Source organism: Pseudothermotoga lettingae TMO, assembly GCF_000017865.1.
Taxonomy (GTDB): Bacteria; Thermotogota; Thermotogae; order Thermotogales; family DSM-5069; genus Pseudothermotoga_B; species Pseudothermotoga_B elfii.
Map to the genome: position 1 here is coordinate 1,933,270 of NC_009828.1, position 21,166 is coordinate 1,954,435.

23 protein-coding genes are annotated in these 21,166 nt (G+C 38.8%); 12 read left to right on the forward strand and 11 right to left on the reverse strand.

The window, feature by feature from the left end:
- Window position 1: 1 nt before the first annotated feature.
- The 3 genes from TLET_RS09555 to TLET_RS09565 are packed head-to-tail and all read right to left on the reverse strand — an operon-like array spanning window position 2 to window position 2,296.
- A complete protein-coding gene (locus tag TLET_RS09555; RefSeq protein ID WP_012003890.1) occupies window positions 2–610 on the reverse strand; it encodes a TetR/AcrR family transcriptional regulator in 609 nt (202 codons plus the stop codon).
- 7 nt (window positions 611–617) lie between these two features.
- A complete protein-coding gene (locus TLET_RS09560; RefSeq protein WP_012003891.1) occupies window positions 618–1,415 on the reverse strand; it encodes an ABC transporter permease subunit in 798 nt (265 codons plus the stop codon).
- A complete protein-coding gene (locus TLET_RS09565) occupies window positions 1,412–2,296 on the reverse strand; it encodes an ABC transporter ATP-binding protein (RefSeq protein ID WP_012003892.1) in 885 nt (294 codons plus the stop codon). Before TLET_RS09565 ends, TLET_RS09560 begins: the two co-directional genes overlap by 4 nt.
- A gap of 166 nt (window positions 2,297–2,462) precedes the next feature.
- Between TLET_RS09565 and TLET_RS09570 the strand changes: the two genes are divergently transcribed.
- Window positions 2,463–3,485, forward strand: coding sequence for a sugar kinase (locus tag TLET_RS09570; RefSeq protein ID WP_012003893.1), 1,023 nt, complete (start codon window positions 2,463–2,465; stop codon window positions 3,483–3,485).
- A gap of 13 nt (window positions 3,486–3,498) precedes the next feature.
- Entirely contained in the window at window positions 3,499–4,251 is a 753-nt protein-coding gene (locus TLET_RS09575) for an IclR family transcriptional regulator (RefSeq protein WP_148202160.1), read from the forward strand.
- A 1-nt stretch (window position 4,252) separates the two neighbouring features.
- Here TLET_RS09575 and TLET_RS09580 read toward each other — a convergent pair whose 3' ends face one another.
- The 5 genes from TLET_RS09580 to TLET_RS09600 all read right to left on the reverse strand — a co-directional run bounded on the left by TLET_RS09580 (window position 4,253) and on the right by TLET_RS09600 (window position 7,871).
- Complete coding sequence (locus TLET_RS09580) at window positions 4,253–5,029, reverse strand: sugar phosphate isomerase/epimerase family protein (protein WP_012003895.1); 777 nt, start codon at window positions 5,027–5,029, stop codon at window positions 4,253–4,255.
- A gap of 65 nt (window positions 5,030–5,094) precedes the next feature.
- Window positions 5,095–5,514: a secondary thiamine-phosphate synthase enzyme YjbQ gene (locus tag TLET_RS09585; protein ID WP_012003896.1), complete on the reverse strand. Its 420-nt coding sequence runs from the start codon at window positions 5,512–5,514 to the stop codon at window positions 5,095–5,097.
- 45 nt (window positions 5,515–5,559) lie between these two features.
- Window positions 5,560–6,531 (reverse strand): radical SAM protein, encoded by a 972-nt coding sequence (locus tag TLET_RS09590; protein WP_012003897.1) that lies wholly within the window; start codon window positions 6,529–6,531, stop codon window positions 5,560–5,562.
- Between the two features lie 3 nt (window positions 6,532–6,534).
- A complete protein-coding gene (locus TLET_RS09595; protein WP_012003898.1) occupies window positions 6,535–7,320 on the reverse strand; it encodes an NAD(P)/FAD-dependent oxidoreductase in 786 nt (261 codons plus the stop codon).
- On the reverse strand, window positions 7,302–7,871 hold the full coding sequence (locus tag TLET_RS09600; RefSeq protein ID WP_012003899.1) for an isochorismatase family cysteine hydrolase: 570 nt from the start codon (window positions 7,869–7,871) through the stop codon (window positions 7,302–7,304). Before TLET_RS09600 ends, TLET_RS09595 begins: the two co-directional genes overlap by 19 nt.
- A gap of 132 nt (window positions 7,872–8,003) precedes the next feature.
- Here TLET_RS09600 and TLET_RS10725 point away from each other — a divergent pair, with 132 nt between their 5' ends.
- Both TLET_RS10725 and TLET_RS09610 read left to right on the forward strand, forming a co-directional pair.
- On the forward strand, window positions 8,004–8,912 hold the full coding sequence (locus tag TLET_RS10725; protein ID WP_049753376.1) for a GGDEF domain-containing protein: 909 nt from the start codon (window positions 8,004–8,006) through the stop codon (window positions 8,910–8,912).
- Window positions 8,888–9,547 (forward strand): class II aldolase/adducin family protein, encoded by a 660-nt coding sequence (locus tag TLET_RS09610; RefSeq protein WP_012003901.1) that lies wholly within the window; start codon window positions 8,888–8,890, stop codon window positions 9,545–9,547. Before TLET_RS10725 ends, TLET_RS09610 begins: the two co-directional genes overlap by 25 nt.
- Here TLET_RS09610 and TLET_RS09615 read toward each other — a convergent pair.
- Window positions 9,534–9,992: a hypothetical protein gene (locus TLET_RS09615; protein ID WP_012003902.1), complete on the reverse strand. Its 459-nt coding sequence runs from the start codon at window positions 9,990–9,992 to the stop codon at window positions 9,534–9,536. The genes TLET_RS09610 and TLET_RS09615 overlap by 14 nt on opposite strands.
- A gap of 12 nt (window positions 9,993–10,004) precedes the next feature.
- On the reverse strand, window positions 10,005–10,799 hold the full coding sequence (proC, locus tag TLET_RS09620) for a pyrroline-5-carboxylate reductase (RefSeq protein WP_012003903.1): 795 nt from the start codon (window positions 10,797–10,799) through the stop codon (window positions 10,005–10,007).
- A 226-nt stretch (window positions 10,800–11,025) separates the two neighbouring features.
- Here proC and TLET_RS09625 point away from each other — a divergent pair, with 226 nt between their 5' ends.
- Genes TLET_RS09625 through TLET_RS09660 form a run of 8 tightly spaced genes read left to right on the forward strand, consistent with a single transcriptional unit; the run spans window position 11,026 to window position 20,009 of the window.
- Entirely contained in the window at window positions 11,026–12,021 is a 996-nt protein-coding gene (locus tag TLET_RS09625) for a tripartite tricarboxylate transporter substrate binding protein (RefSeq protein WP_012003904.1), read from the forward strand.
- Between the two features lie 48 nt (window positions 12,022–12,069).
- Window positions 12,070–12,516, forward strand: coding sequence for a tripartite tricarboxylate transporter TctB family protein (locus TLET_RS09630; protein WP_012003905.1), 447 nt, complete (start codon window positions 12,070–12,072; stop codon window positions 12,514–12,516).
- Between the two features lie 14 nt (window positions 12,517–12,530).
- Window positions 12,531–14,030, forward strand: coding sequence for a tripartite tricarboxylate transporter permease (locus TLET_RS09635; protein WP_012003906.1), 1,500 nt, complete (start codon window positions 12,531–12,533; stop codon window positions 14,028–14,030).
- Complete coding sequence (locus tag TLET_RS09640; protein WP_012003907.1) at window positions 14,023–15,201, forward strand: Gfo/Idh/MocA family protein; 1,179 nt, start codon at window positions 14,023–14,025, stop codon at window positions 15,199–15,201. Before TLET_RS09635 ends, TLET_RS09640 begins: the two co-directional genes overlap by 8 nt.
- A gap of 15 nt (window positions 15,202–15,216) precedes the next feature.
- A complete protein-coding gene (locus TLET_RS09645; RefSeq protein WP_012003908.1) occupies window positions 15,217–16,377 on the forward strand; it encodes a 4Fe-4S binding protein in 1,161 nt (386 codons plus the stop codon).
- Window positions 16,374–18,155 (forward strand): FAD-binding protein, encoded by a 1,782-nt coding sequence (locus TLET_RS09650; protein ID WP_012003909.1) that lies wholly within the window; start codon window positions 16,374–16,376, stop codon window positions 18,153–18,155. The genes TLET_RS09645 and TLET_RS09650 overlap by 4 nt, the downstream gene beginning before the upstream one ends.
- A complete protein-coding gene (locus TLET_RS09655; RefSeq protein ID WP_012003910.1) occupies window positions 18,152–19,240 on the forward strand; it encodes a zinc-binding dehydrogenase in 1,089 nt (362 codons plus the stop codon). Before TLET_RS09650 ends, TLET_RS09655 begins: the two co-directional genes overlap by 4 nt.
- Window positions 19,224–20,009 carry an IclR family transcriptional regulator gene (locus tag TLET_RS09660; RefSeq protein WP_012003911.1) on the forward strand — a complete coding sequence of 262 codons (786 nt, stop codon included), beginning with the start codon at window positions 19,224–19,226 and terminating at the stop codon, window positions 20,007–20,009. The genes TLET_RS09655 and TLET_RS09660 overlap by 17 nt, the downstream gene beginning before the upstream one ends.
- Here TLET_RS09660 and TLET_RS09665 read toward each other — a convergent pair.
- Window positions 20,006–21,163, reverse strand: coding sequence for a hypothetical protein (locus TLET_RS09665; protein WP_144313096.1), 1,158 nt, complete (start codon window positions 21,161–21,163; stop codon window positions 20,006–20,008). The genes TLET_RS09660 and TLET_RS09665 overlap by 4 nt on opposite strands.
- Window positions 21,164–21,166 lie beyond the last annotated feature (3 nt).

Here is a 21,166-nt window from a genome sequence, read left to right on the forward strand (position 1 = left end):
TTTATTTTTCCACAATGCCGTGTTTTATTATGTCTATCATCGCATTGCTTTCATCAAGCAATTTTTTAACATCTTGCTTTATATTCTCCGGCCTGGACCTGTAGACTTCAAAATATACCTCCGTAAGTCCCCTAAAGAGGCACACGATAAATTTAATAGCAATTTCTGCTGTTATGCCATCTCTCAAGTTCAATTTTTGTATTTTCTCAAACAAAATATTAAAAAAACTCGTTTGAAGTTCCCTGAGATCACTGACAATTTTCGTTTTAACATGGTCAGGTGCACTCATGAGAGTTGCCAGAAAATCAACCATTTCAGGCTTTTCGTAAGACAACTGTACTTTCCTGATGGCCCAGGCTTTCATCATATCGAAAGGATCGTCATTTTTATGGCTTTCGACAAATTTATTAAATTCCTCCAGAGTTTGACCCAAGACCATCTTGTAAGTCTCGTAATATAAATTTTCCTTATCTTTGAAATAATGAAATATCAATCCCTTGGCAACCTGGGCATTTTTCGCTATTTGATTGGTAGAAGCTGCTTCATATCCCTTTTTCCCAAATTCTTCCATCGCAAGCATGAGTATCTTGTCTTTTTTCTTGCAAGACATATATCTATCACACCAGGATATCTTTTTTGGAGTAAACGATCAAAGATAGCAACAGTGATGCAGGAATAAGCAGTGCATAAAAATATAAAAACGATTGCTCTAAGCCAGATTTAATAACAGCAGAAGCATCTGAATAAGAAAAGGGCGTAAAATACTTCAAAAATTCCGCTTTCTCTGTCAATTTTGAAATCACATTTAAAATATACAGAACAAACATAATTCCGAGAGAAAGTGAAAACGCGTTTTCAGGCCTTTTCAAAGTTGATCCAACAAGAAAACTAATACTCATAATGGCTATGTGAAGTATTATCTGAGATAACCAGAAGATCCAGAATTTGCCGGTATCAAAATCACTCTGTTTGAAAATGTTCAGAACCATTAATGAAGACAGAGAAACGACTACATCAAAAATAATCAATTCTGAGATTGATTCACTGAATTTGCTCAGAACAACACTGATACGATTGACTGGCCTTGTAAGCAGAAACTCTACAGTTTTTTCAATTTCTTCTCGAGAAACACTTCTTGCTCCAACAATCACGGCAAAAACACTTCCAACCAGAGTAATATATATACTCGATACCATGGCAAGATAATTCAATATATTTGAAAAATCAATATCTTCAAGATTGAAAAGCTTCACGAACGCTTTTGGCATGATTTTCATCCATCTGGTAAGGAGTTCTGTTTCAGAGGCAAACGATGGATATATAGAAACATACATAAATTGAATTGCAACAAGCACAATCGTCCAGATCAACACACTTTTCATATTTCTTTTTAAATCCCACCGATAAATATTCATTTTGACTCCTCCTTGTAGTAAGATATAAAAATCTCTTCTAAGGAAGGATCCTCTATCCATAAATCATTTACTTTCAACCCGGAGAGTTTTTTGATCAGATCACCGATTAAACCATAATAAATAAAACTCGTAGTACCATTTTCACTCTTAAAATCTTTTATTTGCAGTACACTTTTCAAAGTACCGGGATTTTCATCAGTCTTCAATTTCACAATTTTATATTTCTGCTTCATCAGATCATCTATTTTTTCTGTCCTCAGAATTTTGCCATCCTTTATCAAAGCGACTCTGTCGCAAAGCTTCTCAACTTCACTCAGAATGTGCGATGAAAAGAAAACAGTCACACCTTTTTTTCTTTCCTCCTTAAGAATTTCAAACAATAAATTCTGTATGAGCGGATCCAAACCATTCGTTGGTTCATCAAGAATTAGCAATTTTGGCTTATGCATCAATGCTTGAACTATGGCAACTTTTTTCTTATTTCCCATAGAAAGCTCTCTAAATCTTTTCTTTACGTCAATCGAAAAATTTCTGCACAGCTTTTCTACATAACTTTTTTCGGCAGTCTTATAAAACCTGGCGGTGTACTCCAGAAAATCTTTAACTGTTACCTCAGGATAGAAATTCACTTCGCCTGGTATATAACCTATTTCATTGCGAAGCTCCTCTCCATATTCGCGTAAGTCTTTCTCAAATATTTTAATGGTTCCATGATTCGGAAAGATCAACCTGAGGATTAATCTGATTGTAGTTGTTTTACCAGCACCATTTGGACCAATAAACCCAAAGATTTCACCCTCCTGAACTCTGAGGTTTACTTTTTCTATTCCCCTGCTTTTTCCATAATACTTGGTAAGGTCTTTTACCTCCAGCGCGTTCACACTATCTCCTCCTCTAACTGGCTGACATATAGTATTTTATCACTTTATTGACCATGTGGTCAATAAATTTTGAGCAACATTGACATGCTGCAAAAAGATATGATAGAATGAATGTTGATTTATTAATAGTATTATTGATTAACTATAAAGAAATAGAGGTGATAATATGTCGCAAGTCGTTACCTTCGGAGAAATCATGATGAGGCTTTCTGCTCAAAGTCACTTGAGATTGATTCAGGCGTCACAGTTTGATGTTACATATGCGGGCGCCGAAGCAAATGTCGCTGTTTCGCTTGCTAATTTTGGTATAGACGTCGCTTTTGTAACAAAATTGCCAAAAAATGATCTGGGCCTGGCAGTTTTACGCATTCTCAGGCAATATGGTGTTGACACATCATACATATGTTTTGGTGAAGGTAGGCTCGGACTTTATTTCCTCGAAACAGGTTTTTCCCAGAGACCTTCGAAGGTTATATATGACAGAGCCAACTCTGTTTTTGCACTCTCAAATCCCGATGATTTTGACTGGGATAAAATTCTGGAAAATGCGAAATGGTTCCACTTTACAGGCATTACACCAGCTCTTTCAGACAATCTTGTTGAATCATGCAGAAATGCTTTGAAAAAATCGAAAGAAAAAGGAATTATGACATCCTGTGATCTGAATTACCGCGCAAAATTATGGAGCGAGGAAAAAGCAAGGCAAGTAATGAGTGAGCTGGTTGAATATGTTGATGTGCTTTTTGCTAACGAGGAAGATGCAGAAAAAGTTTTCGGCATTAAAGCAGATGATTCAAATATAATCGAAGGAAAACTAAGCTTGAAAGGTTATGAACAGGTATGTACAAGATTACAGGAAAAATTTGGGTTCAAGAAAGTTGCAATAAGTCTTCGTGAAAGTATCGTAGCTAATGTTAACAGATGGTCTGGAGTTTTGATGGATGGAAAAGATTTTTATTCAAGCAAACAGTATACAGTTCACATTGTTGACAGAGTTGGTGCCGGTGATTCATTTGCTGCAGGCCTAATATTTGGCTTTCTAAACAATATGAAGCCTCAGGAATCTCTCGAGTTTGCCGTTGCCGCTTCATGCTTGAAACACACCATCGCTGGAGATTTCAACCAGGTCAGCATCGATGAGGTCAAAAAACTTGCAAAAGGCGAAGGCTCTGGGAGAGTCGTCCGCTAAGGAGATAATGTATATGGCAATTGGATCAGTTGAAAAGGCACTGAAAATTTTTGAATACGTGATTTCGAGAAAAAATGGAGCAAGAATACAGGATATAGCACAACATATGAATTTGTCTCCTCCAGCTGTTTACAAACACCTTGAGACGCTCGTTAATTGTGGTTATGTCTACAAAGAACCGCAGACTCACAAATATATCGCATCGTACAAAATAGTTGAACTGAGCAGCATAGTTTTGCGAAACGTCCAGGTCAGAGAAATCGCTCACCCATTTCTTGTAGACCTGATGGAAAAGACAGGAATGACCGTCCATTTTGCAATAAAAGACGGTGACGAAGGTGTATACGTGGACAAAATAGAAAGCGCAAGGACCATACCAACCATTTCACGCATAGGTATGCGAATGAGACTTTATTCTACCGGCTTTGGCAAAGCTATTCTGGCTTTTATGCCATCGGAAGAGCTCAACAGCTATCTTTCAAGGGTGAAACTGGTAAAGCACACACATAACACAATAACTGATCCAGACAGATTAATCCATGAGCTTTCACTCATAAGGCAAAAAGGCTACGCTATAGACAATGAAGAAAACGAGCATGGTGTTAAATGCTTGGGCGCACCGGTGTTTGATTATACAGGGAACGTAATAGGAGGTATAAGTGTTACAGCAGCTGCAACTTCTTTCAGTGAACAAACGATTGTTGTTGTCGCCATGGAGGTTATGAGGACAGCCCATGAAATCTCTAAGAAACTCGGCGCATCTTGAATCAAATATTCAAAACGTCACTGAGTTTTTCATACGATTCTCGAGCGATTCTCTTTGGGTCCATCTCCCAGTACTTCCCATTAAATAATTCCACCGAAACAACCCCATCATAACCTATCTTTCGCAATACAGCAAAAAATTCTTTAATTGGTAACTTTCCATCGCCGGGCATCAATCTGTCATGGTCAGCCGCAACTTCTACTTCATCCAGATTACTCACATGTACCAGAAATATGTTTTCCGGTTTCATGTCTTCAAGTTCACGCAACTTTGAACCACCCTTGAAAAAATGGTATGTGTCTATCACAAGTCCAACGTTGCTCTCGTTCAATTCCTGAATAATATCACGCGCAAGACTAAACCTGCTGATCGAGCAATCTTTTTCTCCGAGAAATTCAAAACCAATTTTCACATAATACTGTTTTGCTAACTTTGAAAACTCTCTTAGGGCGCGCAATGTTTCTTTTTTAATCTCTTTTTCTGAAAACTCCTCTTTCACAAAGCCTGGTATGACAACAATTACTTTAACGCGCAATTGTTCAGCAATAACACAGAGCATTTCAAATTTCTCAAACTTATCTGCAAAATTATCACTGAAAGTAGCCTGCTCGAGCGAGTTTATCGAGTACGGATCCAGAGCATTTTTAATCAGTTCGACACTTATATCATGCAAAGATTTTTCAGCAATGGCTTTAAAAAGCTTTTCTTTCCAAATTTCAATTACGTCAAATCCTGCATCAGAAGCAGAATTGATATCACTAAAAAGATCATGTTTCATAGACGTGACTCCGTTGAACCCTTTAACCCCCTTTTTATGATTAATCGTAGATTATACTACAGCTTTCACTCGCCTATAATTTTGACCAAAACGCGTTTGTCCCTCATACCATCAAATTCCCCATAAAACACCTGCTCCCACGGGCCAAGATCAAGCTTTCCATTTGTGATTGCCACAACAACCTCTCTTCCCATAATTGTTCTTTTCAAATGGGCATCTGCGTTATTCTCAAAACTATCATTATGTTTATACTGTGAATAAGGTTTTTCTGGAGCAAGTTTTTCAAGCCAATTCTCGAAATCCTGATGAAGTCCACGTTCATCGTCGTTTATAAAAACACTTGCGGTTATATGCATCGCATTACATAAAAGCAATCCATCTTTGATTCCACTTTCTTCAACGCATTTTTCCAGAAGATGAGTAATGTTCACAAATTCTCTTCGCCTCTTTGTATGAAACCACAACTCTTTTCTGAAAGTTTTCATTTTATCCCTCCTTAAAAAATCACTTCACTCGAATGGAATATAAAATTAAGATTGATCAAAATGATTGTAGAATAACACATTTTCACTCTTCTGAACATATGTATAAGCCTGAGACAGCTTCTGAGTGTTAGAAATATGTTTCCTTATATATTGACCGCAATTACTACCTATTTTATTTTCCTCAGGTTCTCCGATGCTTAAGATGATTTCAAAACCGGATTTTTTCAACTCTTCCATGAAAACCCTGTGTCTAACTGGAAAACCTGTGGACAGGTCTATATCAGATTCGATTTGATTATTCACCGCGTTATACGTCGGATTCACGGGAGTTATCTTTATCAGGAATTTATCAGGCGAAAATGTGTTTGCTATCTTCTCTGCGCTCACCGTTACTTTATTTGAAAGTGCGAAATTTAATGCTATCTTTCTATCATTGTTTTTTACAAATTTTTCTCCATAAAGAGCTATATCTTTAAACGACCATTTTCGCACAGGTATGATTTCATCGCGTTGATTCTCATCTGTAGAATGAATCGAAAATTGAAGCTGGAATCTTCCTTGGTAATGTCTTTGTTTTATACTCAGCAGCCGATCGAAAAATTCCTCACACCCATACGGGGCTACCGTAGATATAGATGGGATCAAATTCTCGTGATCTGAAACCTTTTCGAGCACAGTCAGAACATTTTTGTTGAGTGCCGGTTCTCCCATTCTCGCAAATTGAATTTTAAATTTTTTCACTTTGACAAGACCATCTGGAAAATACTCTTTTATTAAAAAATCAATCTGTTCAAGCATCTCTTCGGCTGTCAATTTTCCTTCGTAATAACCACCAGCATCGCACATCAGACACCCCACAGGGCAACCTTTCAATGTTGAAATTATCAAAACCCATTTTTCATTCCTTGAAAAAGGTGGTTGAACCGATTGAACAAATTCAACCATGCTTCCTCTCGAAGTTATGCCAATATAAACGGTGGCTATATTTTCTTTACCATACTTTGCAATAATTTTCATTTTTCAACCTCCCAGTATATTCATAGCTGTTTCTATCGCCTGACCAATGGCGATACTCATCTGCCTATGACTGCCATGCGCATCGCCAACGATATATATATCACTGGTGCGCTCTTTGACAAACAACACATTTGGAACCCTTCCAATACAAATCAACAGGGCATCAAATTCATATACTGCCTTATGCGTGGTTAAAATAAGCTTTTCACCCTGGATTACATCCAAAATTGGTTCTGAAAAATGAAAAACAATCGGAGAATTCATAGCCAGATCCCTAAGTCTTTTTATGGCTTTTATTCTCCCACTCCTGCTGAATATATGAACTGACCGGACTCCATTTTCAAAAGCTTTTAGCGCCCCGTCGAGAGCAGCATCTCCTGCACCAAAAACAGCAAGTGATTCTATATCTGCTGGTAAATGTCTGTATTCGTAAACAACATTACTGCTCACTTCAAATTTTAAAATCCTTCTTGGCAATGTACCACTTGCCACAATAATTTTGTCGAAGAGATATTCTTTGGATCTGGTTAAAACTCTACGATTGAAAATTTCCACAACTTCTTCATAAAGAACATTTATAGAAAATTCATTTAAACTCACTTTCAGAGATCTTGCAATCTCTTCACCACTACACGGAGAAATTATTGGTACGTTCTCAACACGCCATGCATTGGCGATGAGACCACCCACAGATTCTTTTTCAAAAACAGATATCTCTATGCCGCAGCGTTTGAGAAAAACTGCGGCGGAAACACCTGCCGGACCAGCGCCTACGATCCCAACATGCATATTATCTCATCTGCTAAACTCACAACTGCAAAACCATGAGCCAAGCTTTTTAAAGATGAAAAATGATACCAGTCATTTTTATCCCAGCACGCATCCTGGGCAACTACGACCTCGTATCCTCTTACAAATGCACTTCGCACAGTTGTCTCAACGCATAAATGTGTCATGACACCGCAAACAACCAGCTGTTTCACCTGTTCTTTTCGAAGACAGTTTTCAAGTTTCGTTTTATGAAATGCATCATATGAATCTTTGTATATAATTTGTGCCTTTTTCTGAATCACCGACAATTCAGTTTGTTGTCCTTCAACGGAGTTTCCCCACCATTGCTTCATCATTTTATTGTTTCCTCTGTGGACAGTACAAAAAACAGGTAAAGCCTTATCTTCAAAGGCTTTTATTAGATCGTTGATTTTTTTCAAAGCGTTCTCTACACCCGGCAGATAAGCTCCTCCGTGCAAATCACAGAAATATCTCTGTACATCAATTACCAGCAAAGCTACATGATTTATCCTGCAAGGATGTCTTCTTCTTTCTTCCAGAAAAAACAAGAAATCACCTCTCAGAATATTTTATCGCAAATATTTTTATTTTCAGGCAATAATAACGAAATCATAGTCAATGCCAATTTAATAAAAAATGCTAAAATCAGTTTGGTAGAGAACAATCATGAGGTGATGTCATTGAAAAATCAATATCAACGCCGTGGGATAATACGTGTTTTACTTATTTTATTTTCAACTGTTGCGATCTTAGATCTTACCTGTCTTAAGGTTGAAGAAGTTAACATTTCTTTTCTTTTACCAGCCATCGTAGATCTCGCAGCACGTTTTATGATAATGTGCCTTGTCTTTGGATACTCTTATGTAATCTTGAAAATAGGTATTTTTTTATTTATGTATGCAAAATACATTTCTGTGCTCGGCGTGTTTTTCATAATCCCTCAGGTTTCTCAAATACAAAATCTACTCGAAGCAGTAGGTGTTACCGCAGTTGCTATCGATTTGTTCTGGTTTTTTCGGGAAACACTCGGCGATCAACTTTGGAAACTGGCTTTTTCAGATTCCTTGACGGGTTTGATGAACAGAGGGGCTTTCTTAAGCGAGGCACGCAAAATTTTAAAACTTTACTCGCAAAAAGGTAAATCAGCAGCTGTTGTTTATCTGGACTTAGACAGATTCAAGTCAGTCAACGACAAACATGGCCATCATATGGGCGATCAGATACTTGAAGCTGTTGGCAAAAGACTCAAATCAGTCGTAAGAAAGAACGATATAGTTGGGCGAATAGGAGGAGATGAATTTGTTATCTTGCTGACAGACATAGATGAAAGAAATATTGAAGAAATAATTCAGAGGCTTGTAAAGACCATTTCATGTCCTGTCACTGTTAATGGTAATCCGTTTTGCGTTGGTGTAAGTGCAGGCATTGCCGTTTTTCCAGAAGATGGTAAAACAATAGAAGAACTGACCAGAAATGCCGATAAAGCCATGTATGAAGCTAAAAATCGATCGATTGGATATATGTTCTGTTCGCAGATTAACCCTGAAGAAGACGAGGTGAAAACATGTACGAGCAGCAAAAAAGATTAATAGTTGAATTTGGATTAAAAATGCTTAGATCAAACCATGTGAGTGGAAGTTCGGGAAACATAAGCGTGAAAATAGATGAAAATCTCATAGCAATTACTCCGAGTGGCATCGCCTACGATAAACTCAATTTTGATCAGGTGCCTGTTATAGATATGAATGGAAAAATAATTGAAGGGAATCTCAAACCATCTATTGAGTATCAGCTTCACACACAGATATACAGAAATTTTTCTGATGTGAACGCTGTTATTCATACACATTCAATTTACGCAACAGTACTTTCTGTGCTTCGAATTCCATTACCAGCAATAACAGAAACTGTTTTGATGTTTTCAAAGCAGATTCCCGTGAGTGAATATGCAAATGCTGGAACAAATGAGCTTGCCAGAAATGTAGTTCGTTGCATGAAAGACAGCAGGGCGGTGTTAATAGCAAATCATGGCCTTGTGTGTGCCGCAAAATCATTAGACGAAGCTTTCAATATGTGCGAAGCTGTTGAAAGAAGTGCCCAGGTATACGTATCTGCCATGTCAACAAACATGCCGATTTACGTCATCGACGAAAAATATGCAGAAGAAGCTATGACGTTTTTGAAGAAAAATTATGGACAGGCAACTGATTTTATCTCTTTTTAGGAATGAGCAACGCTATACCTGAAACTATAATTAAAACACCAAAGACGATCCTCAAGAAAACTGTCTGATAAAAACTCACGCCGAAAAAAAACGCAGTCATCGCGAAAAGAACCATTGCCGAAACGAGCAATCCTTTTTTTCTGCTGGCAAAATAAGCCTGAATCAAACCAGTAGCTGGTGCCATAACAAAAACAGGCCAGAGAAATTTCAGATAAGAAAAACCAATAACTGAACAAAAAAGAAAAAGAACGCCAATGGTTGTTAAAATACCTCCGGGAACGAATCTACCGTAAGATTTTCCAAAAACCCCAAATTCAAAGCCGAGACCAAGCGCAAGCAAAATAACTGACCACACGAGATTTGCGTTAAGATCGAATATCAAAACTATTCCAAGAATTATGAAAAAGATACCAGCAAGTGCTGCACTCAGAGTTACTTTACTCATCCTCTTCCCTCCTCAATTGCCAAAATCTTTTTCGATTTGAAGCGCTCTCAAGTAGGTCTCCTGAATAGTCTTCATAAGAGCACCTCTCACGCCTTCTCTTTCCATTCTGTAGATACCCTCAATTGTTGTACCTGACGGAGATGTTACTACATGCCTGAACTCTCCTGGATGATTTCCAAGATTTGAAAGAAGTTCCGCTGAACCTATCATGGTTTCCAGAATCATAGATCTTGAGATCTCATAAGAAAGCCCCATTCTGATACCCGCATCAATCAGCGCTTCTATAATAACAAAAATGAACGCAGGAGCACTTCCACTCAGAGCAGTAACGGCTGCAAGCTGATATTCTTCAACCTCTACTACCTTGCCAAGGCAGGAAAGAATGAGCTGGCATTCATTCCACATTTGATCATCAATTGCTTGAGATTTAGATGCTGCTACAACTCCTTTCCCAATTTTTGCGGGTATATTTGGCATAATCCTTACCACATTGTTGCAACGAGTCTCTTTGAAGATCTTATCTATCGATATGGCTGTCATAGTACTGATAATTAATCTCCCATTAAATTCTCTAAGCTCAGAAAACACTTTCTGGCTATCTTGCGGTTTGACACAAAGAAATATTAAATCACACAACTTTGAGATTTTCTCATTGGTTCCAACCAAACAACCCATCGATAAAAAAGGTTTCAGTTTTTCTGACGATCTATTACTCAAAATAATTTCACCCGGACAAAAAATCCCAGATTCAACCAACCTATTAACTATGATCGAACCTATGTTGCCAACCCCAACAACACCCACCATTTACTCTTCCTCCTTGATGATTTTCTGGTTTAATAAAATACAATAAGCCGATTTTCTTAGAAAATCCCTGAAACGACTGTTTATCTGCCCTTTTTCATTGATAATACCATATTTATGGGAAATAAAAGATTTTGATTTGCACTTTACATGGTGGTAAATTACAATATGAAAGTCATTTTCATTTTATGAAAAAACACATTAGCATCAAAACCAAAAAGGAGGGATCATGATGCGAAAAATCGCAGTGGTGCTTCTCAGCGTGATTCTTTTAACAGTGATCTTTGCTGAATGGAAACCAGCCAAATCAATTACGGTAATTGTTCCCTGGTCAGCTGGCGGCTCAACAGATCAGGTAACAAGAATGATAACAAGCCAGATGGAGCCTTATCTGGGAAGAAAATTCATCATCGTTAACACCCCGGGTGGGGCAGGTTCAATCGGTACAGTCAATACCTGGAATGCGTCACACGATGGCTATACATGGACAGCAAATGCTGTGCTTGACCTGACGAAATACGCTTTGCTGGAAGAAAGCATCACTTTCACACACAGAGATTGGAAATATTTTCTGCCGATTTACGCACCAAATGTTGTTGTTGTCAATCCCAGCTCTCCATATCAAACAATAAACGATCTTATTGAGGCTATGAAAAATAACCCGGAAATACCAATAGCCTCGGCTGGTACTGGAAGTGGCGGTCATGTTGCTGCTGAAATATTCGCCGAATATTTCAACGTTAAATATAGGCACGTTCCATACGCGGGCGGTAATCCCGCAACAGTTGCTGTAGTCTCAGGAGAGGTTGTTGGGAACATGCAATTTTCTATGGAAGTCGCCGATATGCTAAGGGCAAAAAGATTGAGGGCACTTTGTACATTAAGTGCCGAGCCTCTAACAATTTCCGGATACGGTACCATCCCGTCTATTCGAGAATGGTATCCAGATTTTCCTGACGTCGGTGCTTACTTTGGTTTGATAATTCCCAAAGATGTCCCCATGGAGATTTTAGAAACAGTTGGGCAAATATTTGAGAAAGCAGCAAATTCAAAGGCAATGAAAGATTGGGCAGATAAGCAGGGGCTTGTTTCTGTATGCGTGTATGGAGAAAAAGCAGATCAAATAGTTGAAGAAACTGCAAGGCGTGTAACCTGGTTGCTTTACGACAGAGGAGTTTTGAAAATATCCCCGGAAAAATACAACATACCCAGAATTGGGAAATAGTTGATTATTAACAGCGCCCTTCGGGGCGCTTTTCAGGAGGTTTCATAAATGAAAGATAAAATCACAGCTCTTGTCTTTATAACACTGGCTTTATTTTTTCTCATCGGTGCATTGAGAATGCCCACAACTACGGAATATGGAAAATACGGTTCGCCAGGGATTGTTCCAGTGGTTTTCTCAGTATTAGTGATTATCCTTAATCTGATCATGCTTTTGAGAAAGCAAAAAACAACAGAGACTATATCAAATGATCCAGAGGAAAAAGAACGTAATAAAAAAGAAATGAAAAGACTTTTGGTTTCCGTTGCAACTTGTTTAGTCTATGTCTTACTACTTGGTCACATTAATTTTATCGTGCTCACAAGCATCTTTACTTCTGCTTTATCGCTTATGTTCTTTAGAAAGAAACCCGCCTTGGTCATAGGTGCATCAGTTCTTGTAACCATTGGAATTTATTATCTGTTTGAAAAACTATTTCTCTTACCGCTACCGTAAAGGGGAGTATGTTAATGCATGTCCTTATTGATTATTTCAAATACCTTGTTGAAATCATAACTGATCCGATTATCCTTTTCAATATGGCATGGGCAACATTGCTTGGAATGCTTGTTGGTACATTACCGGGACTGACAGCTACACTTGGTGTAGCAATTCTCACAACCCTCACTTTTGGTTTTCCCACGAAAACAGCCATAGGAATGCTTGTAGGTGTTTATATAGGAGCAATATATGGAGGAAGCAGAACTGCGATCGTGTTGAATATACCTGGAACCCCTGCCAATGCAGCAACCACAGTCGATGGATTTCCACTCGCCCGATCTGGGCAAGCAGGTTTTGCATTGAATGTGGCCACAATTATGTCTGGCATTGGTTCTGTTATCGGGGCAATTTTTATAGTTACGCTTGCACCCCTTTTGGGAAAACTTGCACTCGAGTTTGGTTCCTGGGAATTTGCTGTTCTTGCAGTTTTTGGAACAGTTATAGCCGGAAGTTTGACGGCACCAAAAGATCCACTAAAAGGGTGGATTGCAGGATTCCTGGGATTGATGATTTCGCAGATAGGTCTGGACGAAATCACATCTTTTCCAAGATACACTTTTGGAAACATTCAACTTTATGGTGGCATAGCCCTGTTACCTGTTCTGGTTGGTGTATACGGAATACCAGAAATATTGATGAATTTGAAAAGAACAACAAAAATGGAAGTAGCGCTGAATTTCTCAAAAAATAAATCTTCGGTATCTTACGGGAAAACAATTTTGAAAAATTGGATAAACATAATCAGATCAGGAATAGTAGGAGTTTTCATAGGAGTCATTCCCGGAGTTGGTGAGGATGTTTCTTCGTGGGTTTCATACGACCTGGCAAAAAGGTCTAGCAAAGAACCTGAGAAATTTGGTCAGGGTTCCCTTGAAGGACTAACAGCAGCAGAAACAGCAAATAATGCCTGTGTTGCAGGTGCGATAATCCCTGTTTTAACGCTCGCAGTACCCGGAAGCGCTCCAGCAGCAGTCCTCCTGGCTGCTTTATGGATCCACGGTGTCAGAGCTGGCCCACTATTACCAATAGAACATCCTGAGATGATAGGAAATGTGGCAGCAATGTTCACTATAGCGACAATATTGATGGTTATCTTTGGCCTTCTGGTAACAAGACTGTTCCTGAAAATATTACTTGTTCCCACGGAAATACTTATGCCCATAATATTTGTGCTCTGTGTGGTTGGGACATATGTACTCAACGGTCGTATGTTTGATGTATGGATCATGCTTCTTTTCGGTCTGCTTGGTTACTTCATGAGACTGAACGATTTCCCCGCAGCACCTTTCGTACTGGGTTTTATCCTTGGGCCAATGGCTGACACAAACCTCAGGCGTGCTTTAATGCTATCCAAAGGCAGTCTATTGCCATTTTTCACACGACCCATATCATTGATTCTCCTAATAGCAATGTTTTTGGTAATGTTTTCCAAATATTTCTCAAGAAAAAGGGGGGCAAAAAATGAGTAAAATCAGGGTAGGCATAGCCGGAGCAGGATTTGTCTCCCATATTCATATGGCTGCCTATGAGGAGAACAAAAATCTATTTGAAGTAGTCGGAGTCTGTGCTTTGCATCCTGAAAATGCAGAAAAATTTGTGAAACGATATGGTTTGAAAAAAATATATAAAGATTACTACGAGCTCTGTAAAGATAACGAGGTGGATGTAATAGATATCTGCGTACCAACAAACGTACATGAACAAATTATATCGGCATGCGCCGAGCAGGGAAAACACATCATATGCGAAAAGCCACTCACAGGTTATTTTGGCGAAGACATGCCTGATGTTGAAAAAGTCGGTGAAATAGATAAGGAACACATGTACAGGCAGGTAATCAAAAAAATAGCCGGCATAGAAAACGCTTTAAAATCATCTAATATAAAATTTATGTATGCTGAAAATTTCGTATATGCGCCTGCTATAACCAAAGCAAAAAAATTGCTATCAGCTTCAAAGGCTCCTGTTTTAGAACTCAGAGCGGAGGAAAGTCATTCGGGATCACACGCATCATATTCGCGGAGATGGAAAACAGCAGGCGGTGGAAGTCTTTTAAGAATGGGATCTCATCCAATTGGGGCCATCCTGCACCTGAAACATTTCGAGGGTAAGTTAAGATATGGAAAACCTGTAAAAGCGAAAACAGTTTTCGCAGAAACCGGAAATTTGACAAAAATAGAGAGTGTCAAAAATTTCGACAAACCCTTCATGGTTACAGATTGGTATGATGTGGAAGATTGGTCATGCAGTATTGTTGATTTTGAAGATGGCTCGAAAGCTATTGTAATATCGAACGACATAAGCCTTGGTGGTGTAAAAAACTTTGTACAGATAAACACAGCAAACGGAATGATTTACTGCAATATAACTCCCAACAACATGATGATTGCCTACACACCTTCAGAAGATGCCTGGAAAAACGAATACATAGCAGAAAAAATAGAAACAAAGTCTGGTTGGACCTTTCCGTCACCGGATGAGGATTGGGTAAGAGGCTATCCTCAAGAGATGAGAGATTTTGCACTGGCAATCCTTGGAGAAAAAGAACCTGAGTCGGATTTTGAGCTCGCAAAAGAGACAGTCAAAGTCATTTATGCAGCTTATTTATCGGCTGAGAAAGGTAAAAGAATAGAGCTTTGAGATGGGGGTTTTAAAATGGATCTTTCGTGTGAATATGTGGGAATCAAGTTAAAAAATCCAATCATAGTTGCTTCATCAGGTCTTGCGGAAAACTTAAAAAACATGAAAAAAGCCGAGGAACATGGAGCAGCCTGTGTGGTTGCAAAATCCTTGTTCGAGGAAAAAATTTGCAGGATTTCTCCCACTCCAAGATTTGAAATTATCGAAAGAAAAATGGGAAAATTAAGATCGCAAACCTTCTATTCTTTCGAGCAAGCAAGCCCGTTCGATGCTCACGAATACTTTGAGGAAATTCGAAAAGCTGTCAACACTCTCTCAATACCTGTTATCCCAAGTATAAACTGTGTCACAGACGAAGGATGGAGTCAATATGCGAGAATGGCAGAAGGTGCAGGAGCACCAGCCTTAGAATTAAATGTTTCATGTCCTCACGGATCGATATCTTTTAGGGGGGGAGATGTAGAAGAAAAAATTCTCTCAGTTGCGAAAATCGTGCGAGATTCAGTAAAGATTCCCCTGATTGTAAAACTGCCAATGCAACTTTCTTCACCGCTTTCTATGGCAAAAATGCTTGAAAGATCCGGTATAGACGGTGTGGTTATGTTCAACAGGCTTACGGGACTTGATATAAATCTTGAAAAAGAAAGACCTGTCCTTCATGAAGGTTATGCTGGTCATGGAGGTCCCTGGGCTTTCAATTATGTTCTAAGATGGATCGCAGCAAGCAGTCCTCATCTGAATATCTCAGTAGCTGCTTCGGGCGGCGTAGGAAGTGGGGAAGATATTATCAAATACATCTACGCCGGTGCGAATGCAGTGGAAGTATGCAGCTTGATATATCTTTCAGGTTACGAAGCAATAGATATGCTGCTCGAACAGATCAAAGCATTTATGGAAAGAAAGTCTTACCCGGATTTTTCTCAGATTAAAGGAAAATTAAGTGGAAAAGCAATTCTCAGCAATGAGCAAATAGATCGCAGACACCTTTTTAAAGCACAAATAAATCAAGCATTGTGCACATCCTGTGGAACCTGCCAAAAAGTATGCATATATGATGCGCCGTATCAATCCGAAAAATCTTATGTTATAAGCGAACTGTGCGATGGATGTGGCCTCTGTGTAAAACTCTGTCCAGTAAAAGCAATAGAAATGGTGAAATGGAGTGAAAAAGCATGAAGAACTTTTTTGCAGACGTCGTTGTAATCGGAGCTGGCGGTGCTGGTATGAGGGCTGCTTTAGCAGCAAAAGAAACAGCACCTGAGCTCGCTGTAATTTTACTGAGCAAAAAACCTCTGGGAAAAGGCGGAACGACAGCCCTTGCCTGCTCGGATAGAATGGCATTTCATGCCACACTTCCCTATACAGCACCAGTTCAAAATAATTGGAAAGAACATGCGATGGATATTTATAGGATAGGCGGGGAAGTTTCTGATTACGATCTCGCTGAAGTTTTATCAAAAGAAAGCGCCGGAGCATTGGAATATCTTATAAATATAGGTGTTCCATTTGTAAAAACAGCTGATGGCAGAGTAGATCAATTCTTGACTGATGGATCAATTTATCCAAGAGCGTGCTACGTTGGTCCTGAAACGGCTGTGGAAATTGCAAAAGCACTTCAAAGAAAACTGGAGGAATCATCAGTTCAAATCGTTGAAAACGTTATGGTTTACGATTTCATAGTGAAAAACAACAGAGTAATTGCTGCAAAAGCAATTGATATTATCTCAGATGAAATATATCTCATCCAGGCCAAAACTTTCGTACTCGCTACAGGTGGGGCGGGTGCTCTTTATTCGAAAAATGTTTTTCCCAGCGAGATGACAGGGGATGGATATGCTGCTGCTCTGCGAGCAGGTGCAAAACTCGTAAATATGGAATTTATGCAAATCGGCATATGCCACCCTCATATGCTCTTTGCAAGTTCTGGCAGCATGTTTAGAAGCTTGCCAAAAATTGTAGATGAAACTGGAAGAGAGTTTCTTAATGACTATCTTTCAGAAAAAGATAAAAATCAACTATCTGTTCTTCAATTTAAAAAAGGGGCTCACTGGCCCATTTCCTATGAATCACCAACGAAGGTTATAGATCTTGCTGTTTACGTTCATAGTTTATGTGGTCACAAAGTGTATCTGGATTTCACAGAAAATCCAGGTTATTTATCAATAAAAAACATTCCCGAAGAGATACTTTCTTGGAGTGAAAAAGCCGATAGAAAATTATTTTATAAAACCACACCATATGAAAGATTAATGAAAATCAACCCAAAAGTGGTGGAATGGCTTCAACAAAGACATATTGATCTTTCGAAAGAACGGTTCGAAGTTCAGAATGCATTGCAGCATTTTCAAGGTGGTGTGAAAATAGACAGAAATGCAAAAACAAATGTCAACGGTCTTTTTGCAGCTGGTGAATGTGCAGGGGGGCAGCACGGGGCAAACAGACCAGGGGGAAATTCACTTCTTGATACACAGGTCTTTGGCAAAATTGCAGGCCAGAATGCAGCACTTGAGGCAAGGAAAATAAACTTCGAGAAGATTAAAATTACCAATAATAAAGTAAAAGGTTCCATACCATCATATCAAGCGAGAAATCAGATAAAGGAAATACTTTCAAATTCAGCTTTTCTTGTCAGGCAGCACAGTGAAATTGTAAAGGCTATCAACGAAATTCAATCGATAGAAGAAAAAGGTATTTGTCTGGATGAAAATGGAGTAGCTTATATGATTGAAACAGAAAATATGCTGCTGCTCTCGAGAGTCATTCTAACTGCTATTCTTCTCAGAGATGAAAGTCGCGGACCACATCTTAGATTTTCTCATTTCGACCCACCAGTGATGAATTTCCTGCCGAGAAAAGACGAATGGAAGAAATATATAATATTCTGGCTCGATGAAAAAAGAAGATTACATTATGAGATAAAAGAACCTATAAGGCCCGAGGAGGATTCAAAATGAAGAGTAGAGCGATGGTTCTCGAAAAATTCAATCATCCTCTTGTTCTCAGAAATTTTGATATTCCCAATTTACCCGAAGGAGCAATCCTCGTAAAATTGCTCGCAAGTGGTGTTTGTGGCAGTGATCTTCACATGGCAAAGGGTGAAGATCCAAGAACACCACTGCCAATAATACTTGGTCACGAGGGAGTTGGGCAAGTCGTACAGATAAACGGAGAAAAATGTGATCTGAATGGAAAAAAAATAAAAACCGGCGACTGGATAATATGGAACAGAGGCATAGTCTGCAATAATTGCTTCTGGTGCAAAGTTTCCAGACAACCCTATTTGTGCCCAAACAGAAAAGTTTATGGAATAAACCTCTCATGCAAAGATTATCCATATCTGCTTGGTGCATACAGCGAATACATGGTTCTTTTCAGAGAAACTGAGATATTAAAAATACCGCAAATCGACCCGGTATGCCTCGTTACAGCGGCATGCTCTGGCGCGACTGCAATGCATGCGTTTGATCTGATATCAGAACCTTTACTCTCAAAAACCGTTGTCATTCAGGGAGCAGGACCACTTGGCGTCTTCTGTGTGGTTGCCGCAAGAACATTGGGCGCATCTCAGGTTATAATGATAAGTGGATCTCAACAGAGACTGGAACTCGCAAAAAAAGCTGGAGCAGATATTGTGCTCAATCGGCATGATATAAATGAAGAAGAAAGAACCAAAAAAATTTTGAGCATCACAGGTAACCGGGGTGCAGATATCGTAATTGAAGCAAGCGGCAATAGCAAAGCTCTGCTGGAAGGTTTCAGGCTGGTGAGACGTGGTGGAATGTATATGATAACAGGTGTTGCTGTACCACAAGAATCAATACCATTAGATGTGTATCATGACCTTGTTTTCAAAAACATACACATTCAGGGAGTCTGGGTGAGTGATGCTAAACATTTGGTACAGGCAGTCGACCTTATTGCAAAACATCCAGAAATATTTGAAAGAATTGTAACACACAGATTGCCGCTGTCTCAGGCAAATGAAGCTCTGAAATTGATAGAAGAAAGGACGGCACTGAAAGTTGCGATCACGTTCTGAAGAAAAAAACGATAAAACATTTCTTGAAAGCCCGAGAAAGGTTCTTTGCATAATTGATTGTATTGTTAAAAGCTCAGAAGGTGTGAGTGTCAGTGAAGTAGCGGAAAAATTTCATATGAGCATTTCAAATGCCTTTAAATACTTGAAACTACTCGAAGAGCTGGGTTTTGTAATCAAAGATGAAAACAAAAAATACTTGCCGGGTTTCAAACTTGTTGATTATGGAAGTGTCATATTGAGAAGAATAAATTTGAGGGACGTGGCAAGGCCGCATCTTTTTGAGCTTGCTTCGATAACTAAGCAAACAGTGAATTTAGTCATAAAAGACCACGATCAAGCCGTTTATGTAGAAAAAATTGAAAGTGCTGAAAGCATGCCTCTGATGTCGCGCGTTGGTATGTCAGTACCACTTTATTGCACAAGTTTTGGCAAAGCTATACTTTCGCATCTATCAGAAAAGGAACTCAACCAGTACCTGTCCCGCGTGACCCTTGTAAAAAAAACCAGTAAAACCATAACAGATCCTCAAAAGTTGATTTCGCATCTAAAACTTGTAAAGGCAAGAGGTTATGCGATAGACGATGAAGAAAATGAGTACGGCGTGAGATGCGTTGGGAGTGCCGTGTTGAATTATGAAGGAAAGCCGATAGGAGCCGTAAGCATAGCTGGTTCCAAAAATAAAATGACAAGTACATGGATAAGAAAATACGCAATTCACGTCGTTAACTGTACGAGGGAGATATCAAAAAAATTAGGATATCAAGATTAAAACTTTACAGAAATTCCCGCTCTTAAATATATCCTGTTATCCAGAGAATATTGTATGCCCACTAATAAGAATAACGCCCGATAAACCCTTACCCTTCCTTCAAGCCATAGATTGATTTGCCCACTTTTGTAAGCACCAAGAACTATACAGTAATCTTCAAAATCTATTCGAGCTCCTACTTTCCATGAAATCGATTCAAATTTCCACTGAGAAAGTGAGATCTTGAAAGGATAAAATTCCGCAAAAAGTGTAAAGTTCTCTGAAATTTTAGAATAGTCTGAAACTCCAAGCAGCAGATAATAATCAGAATCATAGAGAAATTTTGCACCCGCTCTTAATCCATCTTCACTTACAAGATGTTCTACTCCGAAAACAAAACTGAGTGGAATTATCACAAGTCCAGATTGTACTACCAGTGAATCGTTCGCCCAGATTGATGCCTCAACAGCTCCACTTATCCGGGAAAAGTCAGTATAAACATATCCATTCACCTCACTTATCCTATCTGCTGAAGATGTCACAAACATATCTGCAAGTTCATCAACACTCCCAACCATGTAAATATTGTTTTCGGGGAGTTTTGATACAAGTGATGCTTTTGCATATATTGCAAAATACATAGTCTCTTTTTCTGTTTTCATGGTCGTTATGCATATAGGAGAAAAACATTCATTACTGAGCCACATTTCGTTGTCAAACACAGTGGGACCATATGGGTCAGAAAAAGCTATTTTCGTCAGAATCTTATTTTCGTGGACATTCACAGGAGTGAGTTGAATTCTCATACCAACGCCTGTTCTTAACCCTGTTGTAAAAGAGAGTTCCTCCGTCGCTGCAAATAAAACAGCCGGTTTTCCAACAATAGTTGACACCCATGGCCTTGTAGAAATCAATGTTTTTTCATTCTTTGTCCCAAGCTCAAGATTTGCAGTAATAAACGGTGCTTTCATCAAAATTTCCATAGTTTTGGCGTCATAGATCACTTGAAAACCAAGATTGTTGGAATCCAGTTTTTCAACCTGAATATCTTTTAAGTTTATTTTTGTGGCTATCTCTTCATTCAAACGAATTACTTCCAGTTGATAAATAACTACTGTTTCATTTGCAAATACAGCAAAACAGAAAATAAGAAAAGACAGAATCAACATTCTCATGAC